14 protein-coding genes are annotated in these 16,402 nt (G+C 39.9%); all 14 read right to left on the reverse strand.

Annotation, left to right across the window (positions count from 1 at the left end):
* Nucleotides 1-24: 24 nt before the first annotated feature.
* A complete protein-coding gene (gcvH, locus tag Gferi_RS06310; RefSeq protein ID WP_069974776.1) occupies nucleotides 25-396 on the reverse strand; it encodes a glycine cleavage system protein GcvH in 372 nt (123 codons plus the stop codon).
* A 19-nt stretch (nucleotides 397-415) separates the two neighbouring features.
* Nucleotides 416-2,542: an acetyl-CoA decarbonylase/synthase complex subunit alpha/beta gene (gene acsB, locus Gferi_RS06315; protein WP_069974777.1), complete on the reverse strand. Its 2,127-nt coding sequence runs from the start codon at nucleotides 2,540-2,542 to the stop codon at nucleotides 416-418.
* A 42-nt stretch (nucleotides 2,543-2,584) separates the two neighbouring features.
* Entirely contained in the window at nucleotides 2,585-3,370 is a 786-nt protein-coding gene (acsE, locus tag Gferi_RS06320) for a carbon monoxide dehydrogenase/acetyl-CoA synthase methytransferase subunit (RefSeq protein ID WP_069974778.1), read from the reverse strand.
* Between the two features lie 123 nt (nucleotides 3,371-3,493).
* Nucleotides 3,494-4,840, reverse strand: a complete 1,347-nt coding sequence (gene acsC, locus Gferi_RS06325) for an acetyl-CoA decarbonylase/synthase complex subunit gamma (protein WP_069974779.1) — start codon at nucleotides 4,838-4,840, stop codon at nucleotides 3,494-3,496.
* A gap of 67 nt (nucleotides 4,841-4,907) precedes the next feature.
* On the reverse strand, nucleotides 4,908-5,852 hold the full coding sequence (gene acsD, locus Gferi_RS06330; protein ID WP_083273409.1) for an acetyl-CoA decarbonylase/synthase complex subunit delta: 945 nt from the start codon (nucleotides 5,850-5,852) through the stop codon (nucleotides 4,908-4,910).
* A gap of 21 nt (nucleotides 5,853-5,873) precedes the next feature.
* Nucleotides 5,874-6,647, reverse strand: a complete 774-nt coding sequence (locus Gferi_RS06335) for an ATP-binding protein (protein WP_069974780.1) — start codon at nucleotides 6,645-6,647, stop codon at nucleotides 5,874-5,876.
* Between the two features lie 94 nt (nucleotides 6,648-6,741).
* Nucleotides 6,742-8,115 (reverse strand): dihydrolipoyl dehydrogenase, encoded by a 1,374-nt coding sequence (gene lpdA / locus Gferi_RS06340; RefSeq protein WP_069974781.1) that lies wholly within the window; start codon nucleotides 8,113-8,115, stop codon nucleotides 6,742-6,744.
* Between the two features lie 20 nt (nucleotides 8,116-8,135).
* Nucleotides 8,136-9,011 carry a methylenetetrahydrofolate reductase gene (locus Gferi_RS06345; protein ID WP_069974782.1) on the reverse strand — a complete coding sequence of 292 codons (876 nt, stop codon included), beginning with the start codon at nucleotides 9,009-9,011 and terminating at the stop codon, nucleotides 8,136-8,138.
* Nucleotides 9,012-9,031: 20 nt separating this feature from the next.
* A complete protein-coding gene (locus Gferi_RS06350; protein WP_069974783.1) occupies nucleotides 9,032-9,703 on the reverse strand; it encodes a methylenetetrahydrofolate reductase C-terminal domain-containing protein in 672 nt (223 codons plus the stop codon).
* Nucleotides 9,704-9,800: 97 nt separating this feature from the next.
* Complete coding sequence (locus Gferi_RS06355; RefSeq protein WP_069974784.1) at nucleotides 9,801-10,655, reverse strand: bifunctional 5,10-methylenetetrahydrofolate dehydrogenase/5,10-methenyltetrahydrofolate cyclohydrolase; 855 nt, start codon at nucleotides 10,653-10,655, stop codon at nucleotides 9,801-9,803.
* A gap of 45 nt (nucleotides 10,656-10,700) precedes the next feature.
* Nucleotides 10,701-11,333, reverse strand: a complete 633-nt coding sequence (locus tag Gferi_RS06360) for a cyclodeaminase/cyclohydrolase family protein (RefSeq protein WP_069974785.1) — start codon at nucleotides 11,331-11,333, stop codon at nucleotides 10,701-10,703.
* A gap of 198 nt (nucleotides 11,334-11,531) precedes the next feature.
* Nucleotides 11,532-13,208, reverse strand: a complete 1,677-nt coding sequence (locus tag Gferi_RS06365) for a formate--tetrahydrofolate ligase (RefSeq protein WP_069974786.1) — start codon at nucleotides 13,206-13,208, stop codon at nucleotides 11,532-11,534.
* Nucleotides 13,195-13,980, reverse strand: a complete 786-nt coding sequence (locus tag Gferi_RS06370) for an ATP-binding protein (protein ID WP_069974787.1) — start codon at nucleotides 13,978-13,980, stop codon at nucleotides 13,195-13,197. Before Gferi_RS06370 ends, Gferi_RS06365 begins: the two co-directional genes overlap by 14 nt.
* A 10-nt stretch (nucleotides 13,981-13,990) precedes the next feature.
* Complete coding sequence (cooS, locus tag Gferi_RS06375) at nucleotides 13,991-15,886, reverse strand: anaerobic carbon-monoxide dehydrogenase catalytic subunit (protein WP_069974788.1); 1,896 nt, start codon at nucleotides 15,884-15,886, stop codon at nucleotides 13,991-13,993.
* Nucleotides 15,887-16,402: the final 516 nt, after the last annotated feature.

Consider the following 16,402-nt stretch of genomic DNA (forward strand, 5'->3'; position numbering starts at 1 on the left):
GGGGAAAAGATATTTAACTTTTACTTAAGCCAATGTTGCCTCATAACTCTCTGCACTTAATAATGCATCTAATTCTGATTCATCAGCAATCTGAACTTTTACGATCCAAGCTTCATAAGGTTCTTCATTGATAAACTCTGGCTCTTCATCTAATCTCTCATTGATCTCCAGTACTTCTCCGGAAATTGGCGCATAGAGATCTGATGCCACTTTAGATGATTCTACAACCCCAAAGTCCTTTCCGACTTTCAGTTCATCACCTACCTCAGGCATTTCAACAAATAATATTTCTCCAAGCTTTGCCTGAGCATAGTGGGTAATTCCGATCAAAGCCTTATCCCCTTCTACTTTTACCCAGGTATGCTTTTGATAATACTTTAAATTCTCTGGATACATGATCAAGATTCCCCCTTTTCTACATGATTGAATCCATGGTTAATGCCGGATGTCCTTTTTCAGTTAAGAATTCTACTACCTTCTCTGGATCTGTTGCAATGGTTTCGTCACAAATCATATCTACAAAATTATCGATATCATGTACTTCTTTTGCTGTTTGATTTAATCTATCTCTAACGTACTCTTTTAATTCCTTCGGCATCCATACAATTCTGGAAGTTCCACCTTCAGCGGAGATGAATTTTTTCGAAGAGATGAAGTATCTACCATGGCCCATGAATCCAGGCGTTTGAACACCGCCGCCAGTCATAGAAGCTAATTCACCAAAACGCATACCCACCGGTGTTTCGCCTGGGAATTCTCTATTTACAATGATAATACCATTTGCTTCTGGCATAATACCAGCGATACATTCAAAGCATCCACAGGAAGTCATTGGATCTTCCATTAAGCTGTATAGGGTTACTCTACCTACTGCCCCTTGGGAGTTTTCTTCTACATACTCATTTACAGATTTCCAAATACCCTTTACTTCATCTTCAACACCCTCTTTTACGATTGGCTGACATGGTCCCGTTGGATCAAGCTCCTTCGTAGCTTTTGCATCTAACCAGCTAACCGCACCACAAAGTCCCAGCCTTTCTGGCGTAACGATACATACGTGGGCAGGTGCAAAGGATTGACAAAGTTTACAGGAATAGAAAGTATCTACACTTTCATCGGTTAATGATGCTAAGCGTGCATCTCTTGCTGCATATCTTGGCTCTGCATATTCTGCTTTTAATGCCTTCACCTTTTCTGCATCGGTAATAATGGTTACTTGACATTTATCTACTACTGTATCAAATTCATCAAGCATTTTTGCATAAAGGATCTCTCCAAAATGCTTCAATCTAAAACCTTTTTCGAATGCTTCTTTACCAATTCTGATCCAAGTCGTATCTCTTTGTCCAACGTGCATTACACCTTCTGTATAGTTCATAAAATAGTGAATACGTCTTTCCAATACAGGCTCAAAGTCTTCCTGCATATTTTTGCCCGCAACGTCAACAAGCACTGCCAATGGCAATCTCTTAATATCTCCGTCTACAGCATCAATATCTGGACCGATAATTTCAATCTTATGGTCTTCTATTTCAGATAAGTCCTTCTTTCTTAATAACTCCCAGCACTCTGTCTTAGAGCCACCAAATTCAGCATACATGTCATCCTTACGGATTCTCTCACCTTCGAAAGCAGCAGCGAAAGCAACCGGAATTGGAAGTTCTGTGATCTTAATTTTAATGCCTCTTGCCTCAAGGGAAGTTGCAACTACTTTATCATAGTCCTTCTGTGTTAATAACAGGGTTGGTACTTCAGGCACGACTTGATCTGTAATTACCGGGAAGCCTAAAGCGATTGCTCCGGCACCGGCAGATACTACCAATTCGCTTAATGGGCCAAATGCATTTACAAAGGCCGGAACTCTGTTTTTTGTGTATTCCATATGCTTATCCAATTTACCTGGCTCTACAGCACCAAAGATCAAGCTGGCACGGATGGCCACTGATACAACGTGAATTACAGAAGTTACATCATAACCCAATGGAATTACACGAAGCTCTAATCCCATTTTTACATTGCCTTCGATAGCTTGATCGATAACCTTGCCAACAAGGAAAGTTAAAAGACCTTTTGATTGATAGTCTTTGATCACTTTTGCAGCAGTAGCACTGTCTGGACATTCACCCAATACAACCGCAACACCTGGAATATCCCCCGTAACCAATGGTACTCCTAAAGAACGGATAATTGGGTCAGTAATGTGTCCTGCACAAGGAGCTTCATAAGGGGTTTCATTCATTGCATATTTAATTGCTTCGATGATTTCAGCTGCAACTGCAGTAGCCAATCCTGCATTTAACGCTTGCGTCAACTGAAGTTCTTCTACGATCAAGCTTTTTACGATGCCAATAGCCCCTTCAAGCTCTCCTAAGGTAGTAATCTTAATTCCAGTTGCAGCATAGATTACCGGTAGTGCATAGGCGGTATCAGGAAAAGCCACCTTATGATCTCTGCCCTTTTGCTCGATTGCTTGCTTCAGTAAACCTTCTGCTGCACTTACTGCCTGGTTTGAACCTGTAAAAATCGTTTGAAACAAGTTCATCTTTCATTCCCTCCCTTTAAAGTCATCATTTTTTTATGTAAATTATAATTCTAGATAGGAATCAGCGTACAGTATGTTTCCTTTAATTACGTCACAAGTTTTGATTGTATCCATTAATTCCTTGTCACATGGATTGATGATGGCTGAGGATAGGCCGCATTGCATTGCCATTGCTGCAAAAACCGCATCCATTGTAGGGCGAATATGTTTTGGTGCACCATTGGAGATATTGCTTAATCCTCCGGTTGTTTTTAAACCCATTTCCGTAATCATTCTGATTGCTTCCAATACTTCATTTTGCTTCTCTTGCATTCCTTTTACAACAAGGAATAATGGATCAAAAAGAATGTCTGTAGGATCCATTCCTACTTCCATAGCTTTTTCAAGCATCTCTGTACAATAAGCCATGCGCTCTTCATTGTCTCTAGGAATACCTTCTTTTGCACATAGTCCGATGATTTTCGCATCATATTGAGCTGCCAATTCGAATAAATCGATTCTTGGGCCTGCATCTGCTGAGTTAATGATCGCCTTGCCTTTTTCGCTGTTATATGCCTTTAGGCCCGCTTCAATGGCTTTTCTATTTACAGTATCTAATGCTAATGGAACATTATCAAAATTGGATTGGATCAACTGTACTGCCCAAGTCATTAATTCCTCTCCATCTCTCTCAGCCGGTCCAATGTTCACATCTACATAATCTGCACCTGCTTCAATTTGCTCCTTTGCCCTTTTTAAAATTGGCTCTGGATCTCTTTCTGCCAAGGCTTTACGAATAGATGGTGAAATACAGTGAATTCTTTCACCTATTACAAGAAATTTTTCCATTTTTTTACCCCCCATTTTTTATTTCAAAGTCATAAGGAAAAGCTTTCCGCTTTCCTTATGACCTCTAAAAACTGCTTACTTTTACGAAACGACAGGTTCATCATCCTCTGCAGAATATATTCCCTATTTTAATTTCTTTAAGAATTGCGGTAAATGCATTGCCTCGTCTGGACCGATAACAATTTCCCAACCTGGTAGATTGTCTTCGATATCACCCTTTAATACAGCTACTTTTCCAGGAATGATTAACTTTCTGTTCTTCGTTGTATTTTCAGCTCCGCTTTCCTTAATGAAGCTGGAAATGCTGCTGCCGCCAAACTTGCCTGCAGCCCATGCTGTCAATACAGAGTAGCCCCCTGCATCTGGAATTGCCAGCCATACCGGAACCTTAGATCTTTCAATTTCGCCTGCTACGATGAAGTATGTTAATGCAAAGTCTACAGTTACCAATACTGGTGAATTTTCATCGGCACCATTGATTGGATAAAGCTTTGGTTCTACTCTCATTGGTCTTTGTGGATCTGTATAAACATTTTGTCTTAATGCAAACAACGGCAATGCTCTCGCATAATCGATATCTTCTAATACAATGATGGAACCGTATTTTAATGTGAATAGAGAGGTTAGCGAGATTTCAAGGTATTTGTCTCCCTTTGCCAATTCATTTGCAAATACTACGGACGGATATCCAAACTTTCTGTCTTGCTCCTTTAATGCTATTTTTCTGATTTGCAGCGTGCTCTGCACCGCATCCTTAATGCTGTCGGTTCCTGTTCCAAGCAATAACTCTTTATAGTCAAGACCTTGTACCTTTTCTACCAGGCCATATAATTCTTCAAGATTTGCTGCTTTTAAACCTAATGGCAATTTGTCACCCTTCACCAGGTTGACCATTGCTTCATAGTTATCCTTTGTCGCACCATATACGATTGGATTTTCATCTTTTACTAGTGCCAATGCATCTTGCAGTACTGCCGTATCTTCACAGACGAGCATATAAACAAGTTTTAGTCCGCTTTCTTTCACTTGTTTGATTAACGCTATGTAGGCATCCTTGTTGCCGGTATACTGAAGGGCAGCAATTTCAACCTTCATTTCCTCTCCAATTCTTACATAATTAACCTTCTTTATATTCTCTAATTTAGCAGCAACGTCTTCTGCCGTCATACTATCTTTAAAGCTTACTGCAAATCGATTTCTGTTTACAAAAGTCTTCTCATGGCGATATAAAACCGTTTCTCCGCCAAGGACATACTCTGTTTCGCCTTTACCGATCTTTACAGTTTTCATTGGCGGTGCTGTTGCCTCTGATAATTTATCCAACGCTTCCGCACTCATATGTGGACATTTGCTGATTTCCGCTCCACCGGCTGCAACCTTCATGGAGAATGCTAAACAAGTTGGAAATCCGCAATCCTTACAGTTTGTTTTTGGAGTCAATTTAAATATATCTAATCCTGTTAAAGCCATTTTTTCTTTCCCCCTTATTCAAATTCATTTAATATAAACGTATCTATATAGATTTGATCTTTATGATTTATACCAATGCCCCTGCAAAATTTCGTAATGTTTCCAATGACTTTGGATGACGAACAACTACTGCATCAGAGCCAACCGTAATAATACTAGCCGCTGTAGAAACCTCCATAGCGATACCACGGTCTTCACGTGATCCCCACTCAGGCGCATCTTCCAATTCAGCAATAGATTCCTTTACTCCCCAAGTTTCAAAAGCAACTGGCGTAATTACAGGTGCTTGCAAGGTTTTGTCGTTTTGTCCCAAAGCAGCCAACCGGATACGGTCCATAGTGGATACCACATACTCAAAGCCATAACCAGCCGCTGCACATCCGATGTTCATGACAACATCCTCATTTTTAACACCTAATTGTCCTAATAAAACATTCAGCTGTTTTGCAAGGTTGATATCTACAGAGGATTCTGCTCCGACCTTGTGCTGATAAGCCAGGCCTGCTGCAGCACCTACTGCCTTATAGTTATCTTCAGTAGCTGCTAGGAATAGACAGTTATGCCCATCTACAGCTGCAGCAACCTTTTCAAAAAGCTTTGCATCTTTTTCATGGTTATTGGTTCCAGCGATTACCAGCGGTAAAGTAATTGCTTCCGCTACAGCTTTTGCTACTTCAGCACATTCTTCTACCGGTTTATTTAATCCGTTAGGATCTGCTCCTACAAATCGCAAACAGATAAAATCAGGATTAAATTTTTCTTCAACAAACTTTGCCCACTGTACAGTATTCTGAGCTACATCCTTGTATAGTTCCTGCAGTGAAGCTATCCATTCTTCCGGATAAACGTCCAATATCTCCAGACCAATTTTTGGAGTGTTTGCACCTTCTCCCTCTGTCTCGAAGAATGCAACGGCATTTTGACCACCTAATGTAATGGCTTTATCGCCGGTTCCTATCGTTACTTCTCCAATTTTTCCTTTAAAGCCCTGTACTGACATTTTAAATGCCACTAAAATCGCCCCCTTAAATGATTACTTTAAAAATTCTAGTTTTGAAAATATATCTATTAATGCCTTTTTGGATACGGCATCCTCCGGCATTTTTACCGTTGGGATTCCTTTAGCATCATATTCAAAAACCGTCGGATCTAAAGGAACCACCCCTACTAAATTTAAACCTTGCTTTTCGATTTCTTGAACCGTTTCTTCCTCAAGTTTGCCCTCTGGTGCCCGGTTAACAATCAGCTGGATATTCGATACCTGCAGTTCCAGCTCCTTGACCAATTCCTTAATTCTCCCGACTGCCTGAATGCCTCTCTTGGAGCAGTCGCTGACCAGCAATAATGTGTCGATATGTTTCGTTGTCTTCCTGCTGAGATGCTCCATACCCGCTTCATTATCAATCACTAAGTATTTATAGCTGTCTGAAAGAGAATCAATTTGTTCTCTGAGAATTCCGTTCACATAGCAGTAACATCCTTGACCCTCTGATCTTCCCATTACCAAAAGGTCATATCCACTTCCTTCGATTAAGGCCGTGTTTAATCGATATTTCAGATATTGTGCCTTTGTCATGCCCCCTGGAAAGCTGTTTCCCGTCAGCTCTCTCTGACTAACCTCTTCTCTAATTTCCCCAATTGTTGCTTCAACTTCTTGGCCGAGTACCTCATTCAAATTAGAATTTGCATCGGCATCCACTGCAAGAATCGGTTTTTCTCCCTTTTTCACGAGATAATCTATTAAAAGACCTGTCAATGTTGTTTTTCCAGTACCACCTTTACCAGCTACAGCAATTGTATAACCCATATGAATATCCTCCTAGTCCTGTAATATACAAAAGCCCTCCGGATTTTAGCATATGTTTTCCGATTGAAGACAGGCCCTTTAAAAGACCTATTCTTTACAATGAGTGAACACAAGCTTTATGCACATCATGCAGTGCTTCCATCAAAGCTTCCGACAGCGTTGGATGCGGATGAATCACATCTCCCACTTCCTCAGCCGTTAACCCTAAGTGTACTGCTACTGTCAGTTCTGCCAATAAATCGGTTGCGTGAGGTCCTACCACAGATGCTCCTACAATTTTATCCTCATGATCTACAAGCACCTTTACAAAACCTTGGAACTTTCCAATGGCCTGAGCTTTTCCCAAACCTCTGAATTCAAATCTGCCTACATGGTAATCCATACCTTTTTCAATAAGCTGTTTTTCCGTAATACCCACTGCCGCTACCTCAGGATCTGTATAGACACATCTTGGCACAGCCTTATAGCTGATTTTCTTGCTCTTACCCATTGCATTTTCTACAGCTACTAACCCTTCTTTAGAAGCTACGTGAGCCAAGAAAGGACTGTCTACAATATCTCCAATAGCATAAATTCCTGGAACTGTTGTTTCCATTTGATCATTCACAAGGATTTTTCCATTTCTTACTTCAATGCCGACTTCTTCAAGGCCCAGGTTCTCTAGATAGGGCTTTCTTCCTACGGAAATCAATGCTTTTTCCGCTTCAATGGTTTTTCCGCCCTCTAAAGTAGCCTTAACTACATCGCCTTCCACTACGCAATTGACAATTTTTTCACCATGTATCATCTTCATTTTATCTCTTTTAAAAGCCCTTGACAACTGTTTTGCTACATCTTCATCTTCAAATGGAAGCAATTGTTCCGCCATTTCGACAATTGTGATTTTTGTGCCCATTTTGCTGAAGAATTGTCCGAACTCACAGCCTATGACGCCACCTCCAACAATAATTAAAGATGTTGGCGCTTCCTGTAAAAACAATGCTTCATCACTAGTAATGATACGCTCTCTGTCATAGGGAAACATTCCCGGTACAATGGGAACGGAACCGGTGGCAAGGATAATTTTATCCGCTTCGAGGATCTCCTTTGCACCGTCAGCCATCGTTACTTCAACCTTATCCTTACCGGCTAATCGGCCAAAGCCCCTTACCAACTTAACGCCTTTACTTTCAAATATGAATTCAATCCCTTTTACCAACTGCTCAACAATCTTATCCTTACGCTTCATAACAGCTGGAAAATCTACTTGAACATCGCCCAAAACGTTAATACCGAATTCCTTGGCTTCCTTTACTGCTTCTAAAATTTCTGAGGAAGCCAACAGAGTTTTTGTAGGAATACATCCTACATTCAGACAGGTGCCGCCTACCTTTTCCTTTTCTACGATCGTTACCTCTGCACCCATCATCGCTGCTTTAATGGCGGCTACATATCCCCCAGGACCTCCGCCAATTACTACGATTTTCATGCCGTTCCACCTCTATTCACTTATAGTCCAGCTGCATCCAATATGGCAGGTACATTTTCCTCTGCGCCAATGGCCATAATGTGTACGCCATCACAAAGATTTTCTTCCCTTAATTGTCTGATAAACTCACCAGCAATCTTAATACCTTCCTGCACCTTATCTTCTGCAGCCTTAATTCTAGCAATTACGTCTTCTGGTACATGGATGCCCGGCACATTGTTATTCATAAATCTTGCCATACCTACTGATTTTAACGGAATAATTCCCGCAAGAATTTTTCCGTCCATAGCTTTTGTTTTTTCTCTAAACTCTCTCATAGTTTCTAAGTCATATACGGCCTGGGTTTGAAAGAATCTTGCACCCGCTTTGATTTTCTTTTCCATTTTGAAGAGTTGAACCTCCAATGGATCAAATCTAGGCGTAACAGAAGCTCCTAGATAAAACTCCGGTGTTCCCTTTAATTCATTTCCTACCATGTCTTTTCCGCTGGCAAGAATCGTAGCAGCTTGAAGAATACCGATGCAGTCCAGATCATATACAGGCTTTGCCTGAGGATGATCACCAACCACTGTATGATCTCCTGTTAAGGATAAAACATTTTTAATCCCGAATACACTAGCAGAAAGCAGTTCTCCTTGAATCGCGATTCTGTTTCTGTCTCTTCCTGTCACTTGAAGTACAGGCTCTAAACCTTCATCCTTTAAAAGCTTACAAGTAACTAGAGATGTTGCACGCATGACCGCTGACTGAAAATCTGTTACATTAACGCCGTGTACCCTTCCCTTTATTGCTTTAGCGCACTCTAACAAGTGAGCAAAATCAGTTCCCTTTGGAGGCGCCATTTCTGCTGTTACAGCAAATCCGCCTCTGTCTAATGTTTCTTTTAATAAACTCATGCTAATCCCCCTTTACTGCCTTAGGCTTCTACGGCTTCTTTATTGGCTTCTCTTAAATTGATCTTTCTTGGATTATTAGATTTTTGATAGTTCTTAGGCTCTCTTACTTCCATCAGTTTATCCAACTGTCCAAGCTCTTTCATTTTTTCATAGATCATGATCCATGCACATTCATTCTCTTTGTTGACTTCGCACTTTTTATCCTTTGCACCGCCACAGGGACCATTAACCAAGCCCTTCGCACATCGTGTAATGGGACAAATAGAGCCAGTCCAGCCAAGCTCGCATTCACCGCAGGCTCTACAGGATTCCTCATATTGGCCAACTCTTTCAATTTCTCCGATAAACATGGTATCTACGCCAGGATATACAGGAAGCTTTACTGCTTTGGCTACGGTTTGGGTACCATCGCCACAGGCTACTGAAAGAATTGCATCCGCATCCTTTAACTCTTCCTTCATTTTCTTTAGATCCTTTGTAGTTTTTAATAAATTACAAGCAGGATCCAACACCTTATAGCCAGTAACTTCTTTACCCTCTTCTTCCAGCCATGCCTTCAATTCAAGAATTTCCTCTTCACCACCCACCTTACAGGTAGATGCACATAGAGAACATCCTGTGATGGCAATTTTCTGACTTCCTTTCAGAAAACTTAACAGTTCCTCTTGGGACTTCTTTTGAGAAATAATCATTCCCCCACGCCTCCTTACACATAAAGAATATTGTATACACGTTATAAATACCGATTAATTTTCTATATCATCTATTTAAAGAATACACCTTCAAGTCTTAAAGGTTATTCTGCAATTTACAAGCTTTTACTACATTTTTTGCTAAAATGGATGTAGTTACTGCACCAACGCCACCTGGTACCGGTGTAATCATAGCTACCTTATCTACTACCTTATCAAAATCTACATCTCCACACATATTTCCATCTGCATCTACGTTAATCCCTACATCTACCACAACAGCACCCTCTGCAATCCAGCTTTCTTTTACCAATCTCGGTACCCCGCAGCCTACGACAACAACATCTGCCTGGCACGCCATCGCTGCTGTATCCTTTGTAAAGATGTGACAAATCGTAACGGTTGCATTTTCATTTAATAAAAGAATTGCAGCAGGCTTTCCTACTACCATAGAAGCCCCAATCACAGTCACATTTTTACCTTGTAATTCTACATTATAATGCTTTAAAATTTCCATTACAGCCGTTGGCGTACATGGTGCCAATCCTGTTTTGTCCCCTTCCATTAGCTTTCCTTCATTTACAGGACTCAAGCAGTCGATATCCTTTTCAGCTGCAATGACATGCTTTAATTCTTTTTCATCTAAGTGGCTTGGAAGTGGCCTAAAAACAAGAATTCCATGTACATTCTTGTCTTCATTTAGTTTTTTTACACCTGCAATAAATTCTGCTTGCGTGATCTCTTGAGAAAACTCATGAACCTCTGCTTCTACGCCTACCTTCTTACATCGTGTTAATGCGCCCTTCTCATAAGCTAGATCATCTGGTCTTGCTCCAACTCTAACGATTGCCAGTTTTGGTGAAATGCCCTTTCCCTTAAGTACTTCAATCTCTACTGCTAATTCTTCTGCAATCTTGTCTGCTACTGGTTTCCCTTTAATAATTTCACCCATTACAAAAACCCCCTTAATTTAAATTAATCTATTTGTAATGAAATCTTACACATATAGCACTTTTTCTACTTTTTGATATACCTCATCTGCAATTCTGGTGCCCTCTTGAACAAGCTTTTCTGTTTCCGTTTTTACCCTTTGGACGTAATCTTCATCTTTAATCATTCCAATATTAATCATAACATTCAGCTGCCCGCTGATCAGTGCTGCTCTCAAGCATTGTACCCCTACACCCACATCACTAATGGCCAGCTTTGATCCTTTATCCACCAACTCTTCATGTAATTTGATAGCATCATAACAGGTTTTAACAATTCTAATAGGTACTTCGCAAGCTTGTTTCAATGCAATTTCTAATACTCTTGCTTTTTCATTCTTCTCTTCCTCTGTGTTGGAAGGCATACCGTAAGCCTTAGAAAGTGGTAAAAAATGCTCCGCATCTTCATCTACCATATCTAACAATTCTCTTTGCACTTGTTCTGCTTTCGCTAAAATTTCTTTTACATTTTCTTCTACGTGTTGATATTTCTTTTTTCCTATGGTCAGGTTGCATACCATGCCTGCAAGGGCTGTTCCCAGTCCCCCTACTAATGCCGCTGCTCCTCCTCCTCCTGGAACTGCAGCTTTAGAAGAAAGAAGACTTGTAAACTCACTACAGCTTTGTTCAACTAATTTCAAGATCCTCACACCCTATCTAATTAACATAATTTTCCATTTCGAAATTAAAAAAAACCACATATAGATGATAGTCATCTATATTTTTGAAAAAGTATACAGTACAAGGAAAAGTCTTTTTTATTCTATGTAACGATCGCTATTTTTTCCTTGTACCGCACTTTTTCATATATTCTAAATCCTATCGGAATTGCGAGATTCTTAGAATAATCCTGTAATTACACCATTTTCATCTACATCGATTTTTTCTGCAGATGGTACTTTCGGCAAACCAGGCATTGTCATAATTTCACCCGTTAATGCAACAATAAAGCCTGCACCGGCAGATACTTTTACTTGTCTTACCGTTACCGTAAAGCCCGTAGGTCTACCAAGTTTATTTGGATCATCACTCAAAGAATACTGTGTTTTCGCCATACAGATCGGCAAGTTGCCAAAGCCTAATTTTTCTAATCTATCGATTTCTTTGGCTGCTCCACCTGCGAAAGCTACATCATCAGCACCGTAAACTTTTTGAGCAATCGCTCTAATTTTTTCTTTTATTGGCATATCTAATTCATATGGATGAGTTAAATTTGCTTCACCCTTTTCGATCAATTTCAATACTTCTTGAGCCAATTCTTGCCCGCCTTCGCCGCCTTTTGCCCATACTTCTGAAAGTGCAACGTTTACGCCAAGTTCGCCGCATCTTCTTCTTACTAATTCTAATTCGGCTTCAGTGTCTAGCGGGAATCTGTTGATGGCTACTACAGCTGGCAAATTAAATACCTTCGTAATATTCTCAACATGTTTTAACAGGTTTGGAAGACCTTTTTCTAATGCTTCTAAATTCTCTTGATTTAATTCGCTCTTTGAAACGCCACCATTGTATTTTAACGCTCTAACTGTTGCTACAATAATGACAGCATCAGGACTTAAGCCTGCCATTCTACATTTGATATCTAAGAACTTTTCTGCACCTAAGTCTGCACCGAAGCCGGCCTCTGTAACAACATAATCCGCAAAATGTGCAGCCATCTTTGTTGCAATTACAGAGTTACATCCATGAGCAATATTCGCAAATGGTCCACCGTGTACAAAAGCTGGTGTTCCTTCTAATGTTTGAACAAGATTTGGCTTAAGTGCATCTTTTAGCAGTGCAGCCATTGCACCATGGGCATTAAGCTGTCTTGCCAGAATCGGTTGATCGTCTTTTGTATAACCAACAATGATATTTCCGAGTCTTTCTTTCAAGTCCATAATATCGCTTGCAAGACAAAAAGCAGCCATTACCTCGGAAGCAACCGTGATGTCAAATCCATCTTCTCTTGGAACACCATTTCCTTTTCCACCTAAGCCGTTAACCATGTTTCGAAGTTGACGGTCATTCATATCCATCGCTCTTCTCCAGGTTAGTTTTCTTGCATCGATGCCTAATTGGTTTCCTTGATAAATGTGATTGTCAATCATTGCTGCTAATAAGTTATTTGCTGCTCCAATTGCATGGAAATCACCTGTAAAGTGAAGGTTAATATCCTCCATCGGTACAACCTGAGCATATCCGCCGCCAGCTGCTCCTCCTTTTACCCCAAAAACGGGTCCTAAAGATGGCTCCCGCAGTGCAACTAAAGTATTCTTTCCAAGTTTTGATAAAGCATCGGCAGTACCGATCGTAGTAGTGGTTTTACCTTCTCCTGCTGGTGTAGGGTTAATGGCTGTAACTAAGATCAACTTTGCCTTTTTACCCCCATTGTCCTTTTTAAGCAGATTGTAATCTACTTTTGCTTTGTACTTGCCATAAAGTTCTAAATCAGCTTCAGTAAGATTTAGCTTTTTGGCAATTTCTCTGATGTCCTGCAGTTTCGCTTCCTGAGCGATTTCAATATCAGATTTGTACATCGGAAAACCCCCTCAGTTTTTGATATATTTTTTCAATATCTATCTTAGTCTCCTCACTTTGATCGTAAGGAGAAAGATTAGCACGATCAGAATCGATTACGCTTTGATTATAGTGAATAAAGCCAAGGCATGCATTGGAATCTACATGATTCAAAATAAAGTCTTCATCCTCTTTGTTTCGCACTTTGTTCCCTACTACATAAACCTTGTTCACACCGATATCTTCACCTAGTTGCTTTACTTTTCTATAGGTCTGCAAACTTCTCTCCCCCGGTTCTACCACCACAATAAAGAAGTCTACCCCTTTTGCAGTTCCTCTGCCCAAGTGCTCGATTCCTGCCTCCATGTCCATAATGACCACATCTTTATTGCCAATAATTAAATGGGTTGTAAGGGTTTTTAACAATACATGCTCTGGGCAAACACAGCCTGACCCTCCGGAATCAACCGTTCCCATAGTCAGGAGCTTTACACCGTTGTACTCCTTGCAATATTTCTCCGGTATGTCACTAACCTTCGGATTCATCTTAAACATTGTGCCGAAGGAACCTGGTTGGGATCCCGTTCTCTCTGCTACTAAATTTTTCATGTCAGAAATTGGAACGATTTCCGCTGCCAGTTCATGGGGAAACCCCAATGCCAATGCAAGGTTGGCATCAGGGTCCGCATCCACTGCTAAAACGCTATAACCTTTGTCTGCTAATAGTCGACTTAATACTGCTGAAAATGTTGTTTTTCCTACTCCGCCTTTTCCCGTTATAGCAATTTTCATTATTTATCACCTATATTCCTAGTTTTTGGCGTTTCTCTTCGATACGACCTAGTACTTTATCTGCTAGGGCATGTGGATCTTCTTCAATAAAGAACTTAGCACCAGTCATATTTTCCACTCGATTTGTTAGAATATCTACAACTTCGTCAGATCCTGTTACCGGAGGTGTAATTCCCAAGAAAGTATCTATTCCTGAAGATATAACATAAGTTGCAATGGCAACAGCCTTTTCGGACATCCACTCCGGTGCAATTCCGGCTACCGGCAGGTCGCTATTGTCTATACCAAGATGCTTTGCAACTTCTCCTACAATTGTCAAAATACGACTGATATCTACACATGAACCCATATGCAATACCGGCGGAATATCTACCAGTTCACATACTGTAGCTAATCCCTGACCTGCAAGCTTTCTGGCATCCTTTGTCAATAAGCCTGCCTTTGCTGCAGCCTGGGCTGCACATCCTGTAGTTACTACGATTACATCATTGGCAATCAGCTTTTTCATGATTTCTATATGACTATAATCATGTTTGGATTTTGGGTTATTACATCCAACAATTCCTACTGCCCCTCTTAAAACTCCAGCTTTGATAACATCTGCAAGTGGCTTTACAGTACCCATTGGATCTATATGCGGGTTGACTACTTTGTCTAACTGCTTGATAACTGCTTCTACACTGTATCCAACAACTGCATTGGACTTAATTTCCGGTATAAACACCTTTTCATTCTTTCTATTTTTGAAATTTTCAATAGCTTCTTTAACAATGTTTTTCGCAGATTCCATAGCATTATCTTCATGGAATTCAATATGTGTAGCACCTGTAATTTTTGCCTTTGGAGAAGTTGTTATAAACTTCGTATGATAACAATCTGACAATTTAGCTAAAGCCGGAAATATACATTGTACATCTACTATAATTGCTTCAACAGCACCTGTTAATATGGCCATTTCCTGCTGATAGAAGTTACCCGCAATCTTTACACCATGTCTCATAGTTACTTCGTTACCGGTACAGCACATTCCTGCTAAATTAATTCCTTCAGCCCCGACTTCTTTTGCAAGTTTTTGCATTTCCGGATCTAATGAAGCCATTACAATCATCTCTGAAAGACTTGGTTCATGACCATGTAGGATAATATTTACCTGCTTTTCATCTAATACCCCAAGATTTGCTTCAGTTTCTCTTGGAACCGGTGTACCAAATATAATATCACTAAATTCAGTTCCAATCATAGAGCCACCCCAACCATCTGCTAAGGATGTTCTCATTGACATGTGCACGAGGCTCTCTGCATCTCCAGTACATCCGACATGAGTTGAATGCAGGATCGTAGCAATTTCTCTATCAATGGCTCTTGGCTTAATTTGCAGATCCTCCCAAACCTTCTGTCTGAGCTCTGGTGCTCTTTCTAGGAATTTAAGCGTTCCGAAAGGCTTTCCAAATTCGTTTAATGCAATTTCTGCCACTTCATGTGCAATTTCATAAATATCACGATTTTCTGTATTCACGCCCCATTCTTTTGCAAGGCTCATTAATTTTTTCTCATCTCTTACTTTATAATTTCCATCTCTACTTGCCATATGCAATATATGTGCAATATCTCTAGCGTGATCTGAGTGAGCAGCAGTTCCTGCGGCCACCATTCTTGCATAGTTTCTTGCCACAATTACATCTGCCGTAGCGCCACATATTCCCTTTTGTGCCCCTTTACCAGCAACTGGACTAACGCGGCAAGGTCCCATTGCACAAATTCTACAACAAACCCCTTTTTCCCCAAAACCACATGGTGTTTTTTGGGCAGCTTTTCTATCCCACATGGTTTCTGCACCGTCTTTTACTGCTTTTTCTAAAAGTTGTTCCTCACCTGACTGATAAATTGAAATAAATTGATCGCTCATAGTGTCCCCCCTATATTTTTTCTAGGACCTTCATGATCCTAGATAATTGGCAATAATTAGCGTTAAATAATTAACATGTATATATAAAAAAACAAAATTTTCAGGATTTCCGGGTAGAATTTTTACTTTTTTAGCCATATAGCGACTTGAATGTATAAAATATTTGTTATTTTTTTAACATTTTTCTTAAAAAAAATAGATGCGCTTGCTTTACTTCATCTTTTTTTCACTTTATCTGGTTGTAGTTCATGCACGTTTTCATTGTAGCATAGACTTAGTTAAATTTCAAACAATTGTATATTAAATTTTTAACACATTATACTGTATTATGTATCCAGACTTCTCTCGTTCCACAATGTGTGCAAAGGATTTCCCCTTGCCTATAAAAATACATTGGGTCTGATGGAAAATATCCAAAATTCCTTTCGTTATTTTCAAAATATTTTCTCTTTATTTAATTAGTATTATAATACATGTTTGAAAAAGACGTTTGTAATATCTATATATTTTTTGTAT

This window comes from Geosporobacter ferrireducens, assembly GCF_001750685.1.
GTDB lineage: Bacteria > Bacillota > Clostridia > Peptostreptococcales > Thermotaleaceae > Geosporobacter > Geosporobacter ferrireducens.

Bases quoted from the DNA above. Each gene is read 5' to 3' on its own strand.
- Gferi_RS06350 (WP_069974783.1), bottom strand. From the start codon at position 9,703: ATGATTATTTCTCAAAAGAAGTCCCAAGAGGAACTGTTAAGTTTTCTG.
- Gferi_RS06335 (WP_069974780.1), bottom strand. From the start codon at position 6,647: ATGGGTTATACAATTGCTGTAGCTGGTAAAGGTGGTACTGGAAAAACA.
- Gferi_RS06370 (WP_069974787.1), bottom strand. From the start codon at position 13,980: ATGAAAATTGCTATAACGGGAAAAGGCGGAGTAGGAAAAACAACATTT.
- acsE (WP_069974778.1), bottom strand. From the start codon at position 3,370: ATGGAAAAATTTCTTGTAATAGGTGAAAGAATTCACTGTATTTCACCA.
- acsC (WP_069974779.1), bottom strand. From the start codon at position 4,840: ATGGCTTTAACAGGATTAGATATATTTAAATTGACTCCAAAAACAAAC.
- Gferi_RS06355 (WP_069974784.1), bottom strand. From the start codon at position 10,655: ATGGGTGAAATTATTAAAGGGAAACCAGTAGCAGACAAGATTGCAGAA.
- Gferi_RS06365 (WP_069974786.1), bottom strand. From the start codon at position 13,208: ATGTACAAATCTGATATTGAAATCGCTCAGGAAGCGAAACTGCAGGAC.
- cooS (WP_069974788.1), bottom strand. From the start codon at position 15,886: ATGAGCGATCAATTTATTTCAATTTATCAGTCAGGTGAGGAACAACTT.
- lpdA (WP_069974781.1), bottom strand. From the start codon at position 8,115: ATGAAAATCGTAGTAATTGGCGGAGGTCCTGGGGGATATGTAGCCGCC.
- Gferi_RS06345 (WP_069974782.1), bottom strand. From the start codon at position 9,011: ATGAGTTTATTAAAAGAAACATTAGACAGAGGCGGATTTGCTGTAACA.
- gcvH (WP_069974776.1), bottom strand. From the start codon at position 396: ATGTATCCAGAGAATTTAAAGTATTATCAAAAGCATACCTGGGTAAAA.
- acsB (WP_069974777.1), bottom strand. From the start codon at position 2,542: ATGAACTTGTTTCAAACGATTTTTACAGGTTCAAACCAGGCAGTAAGT.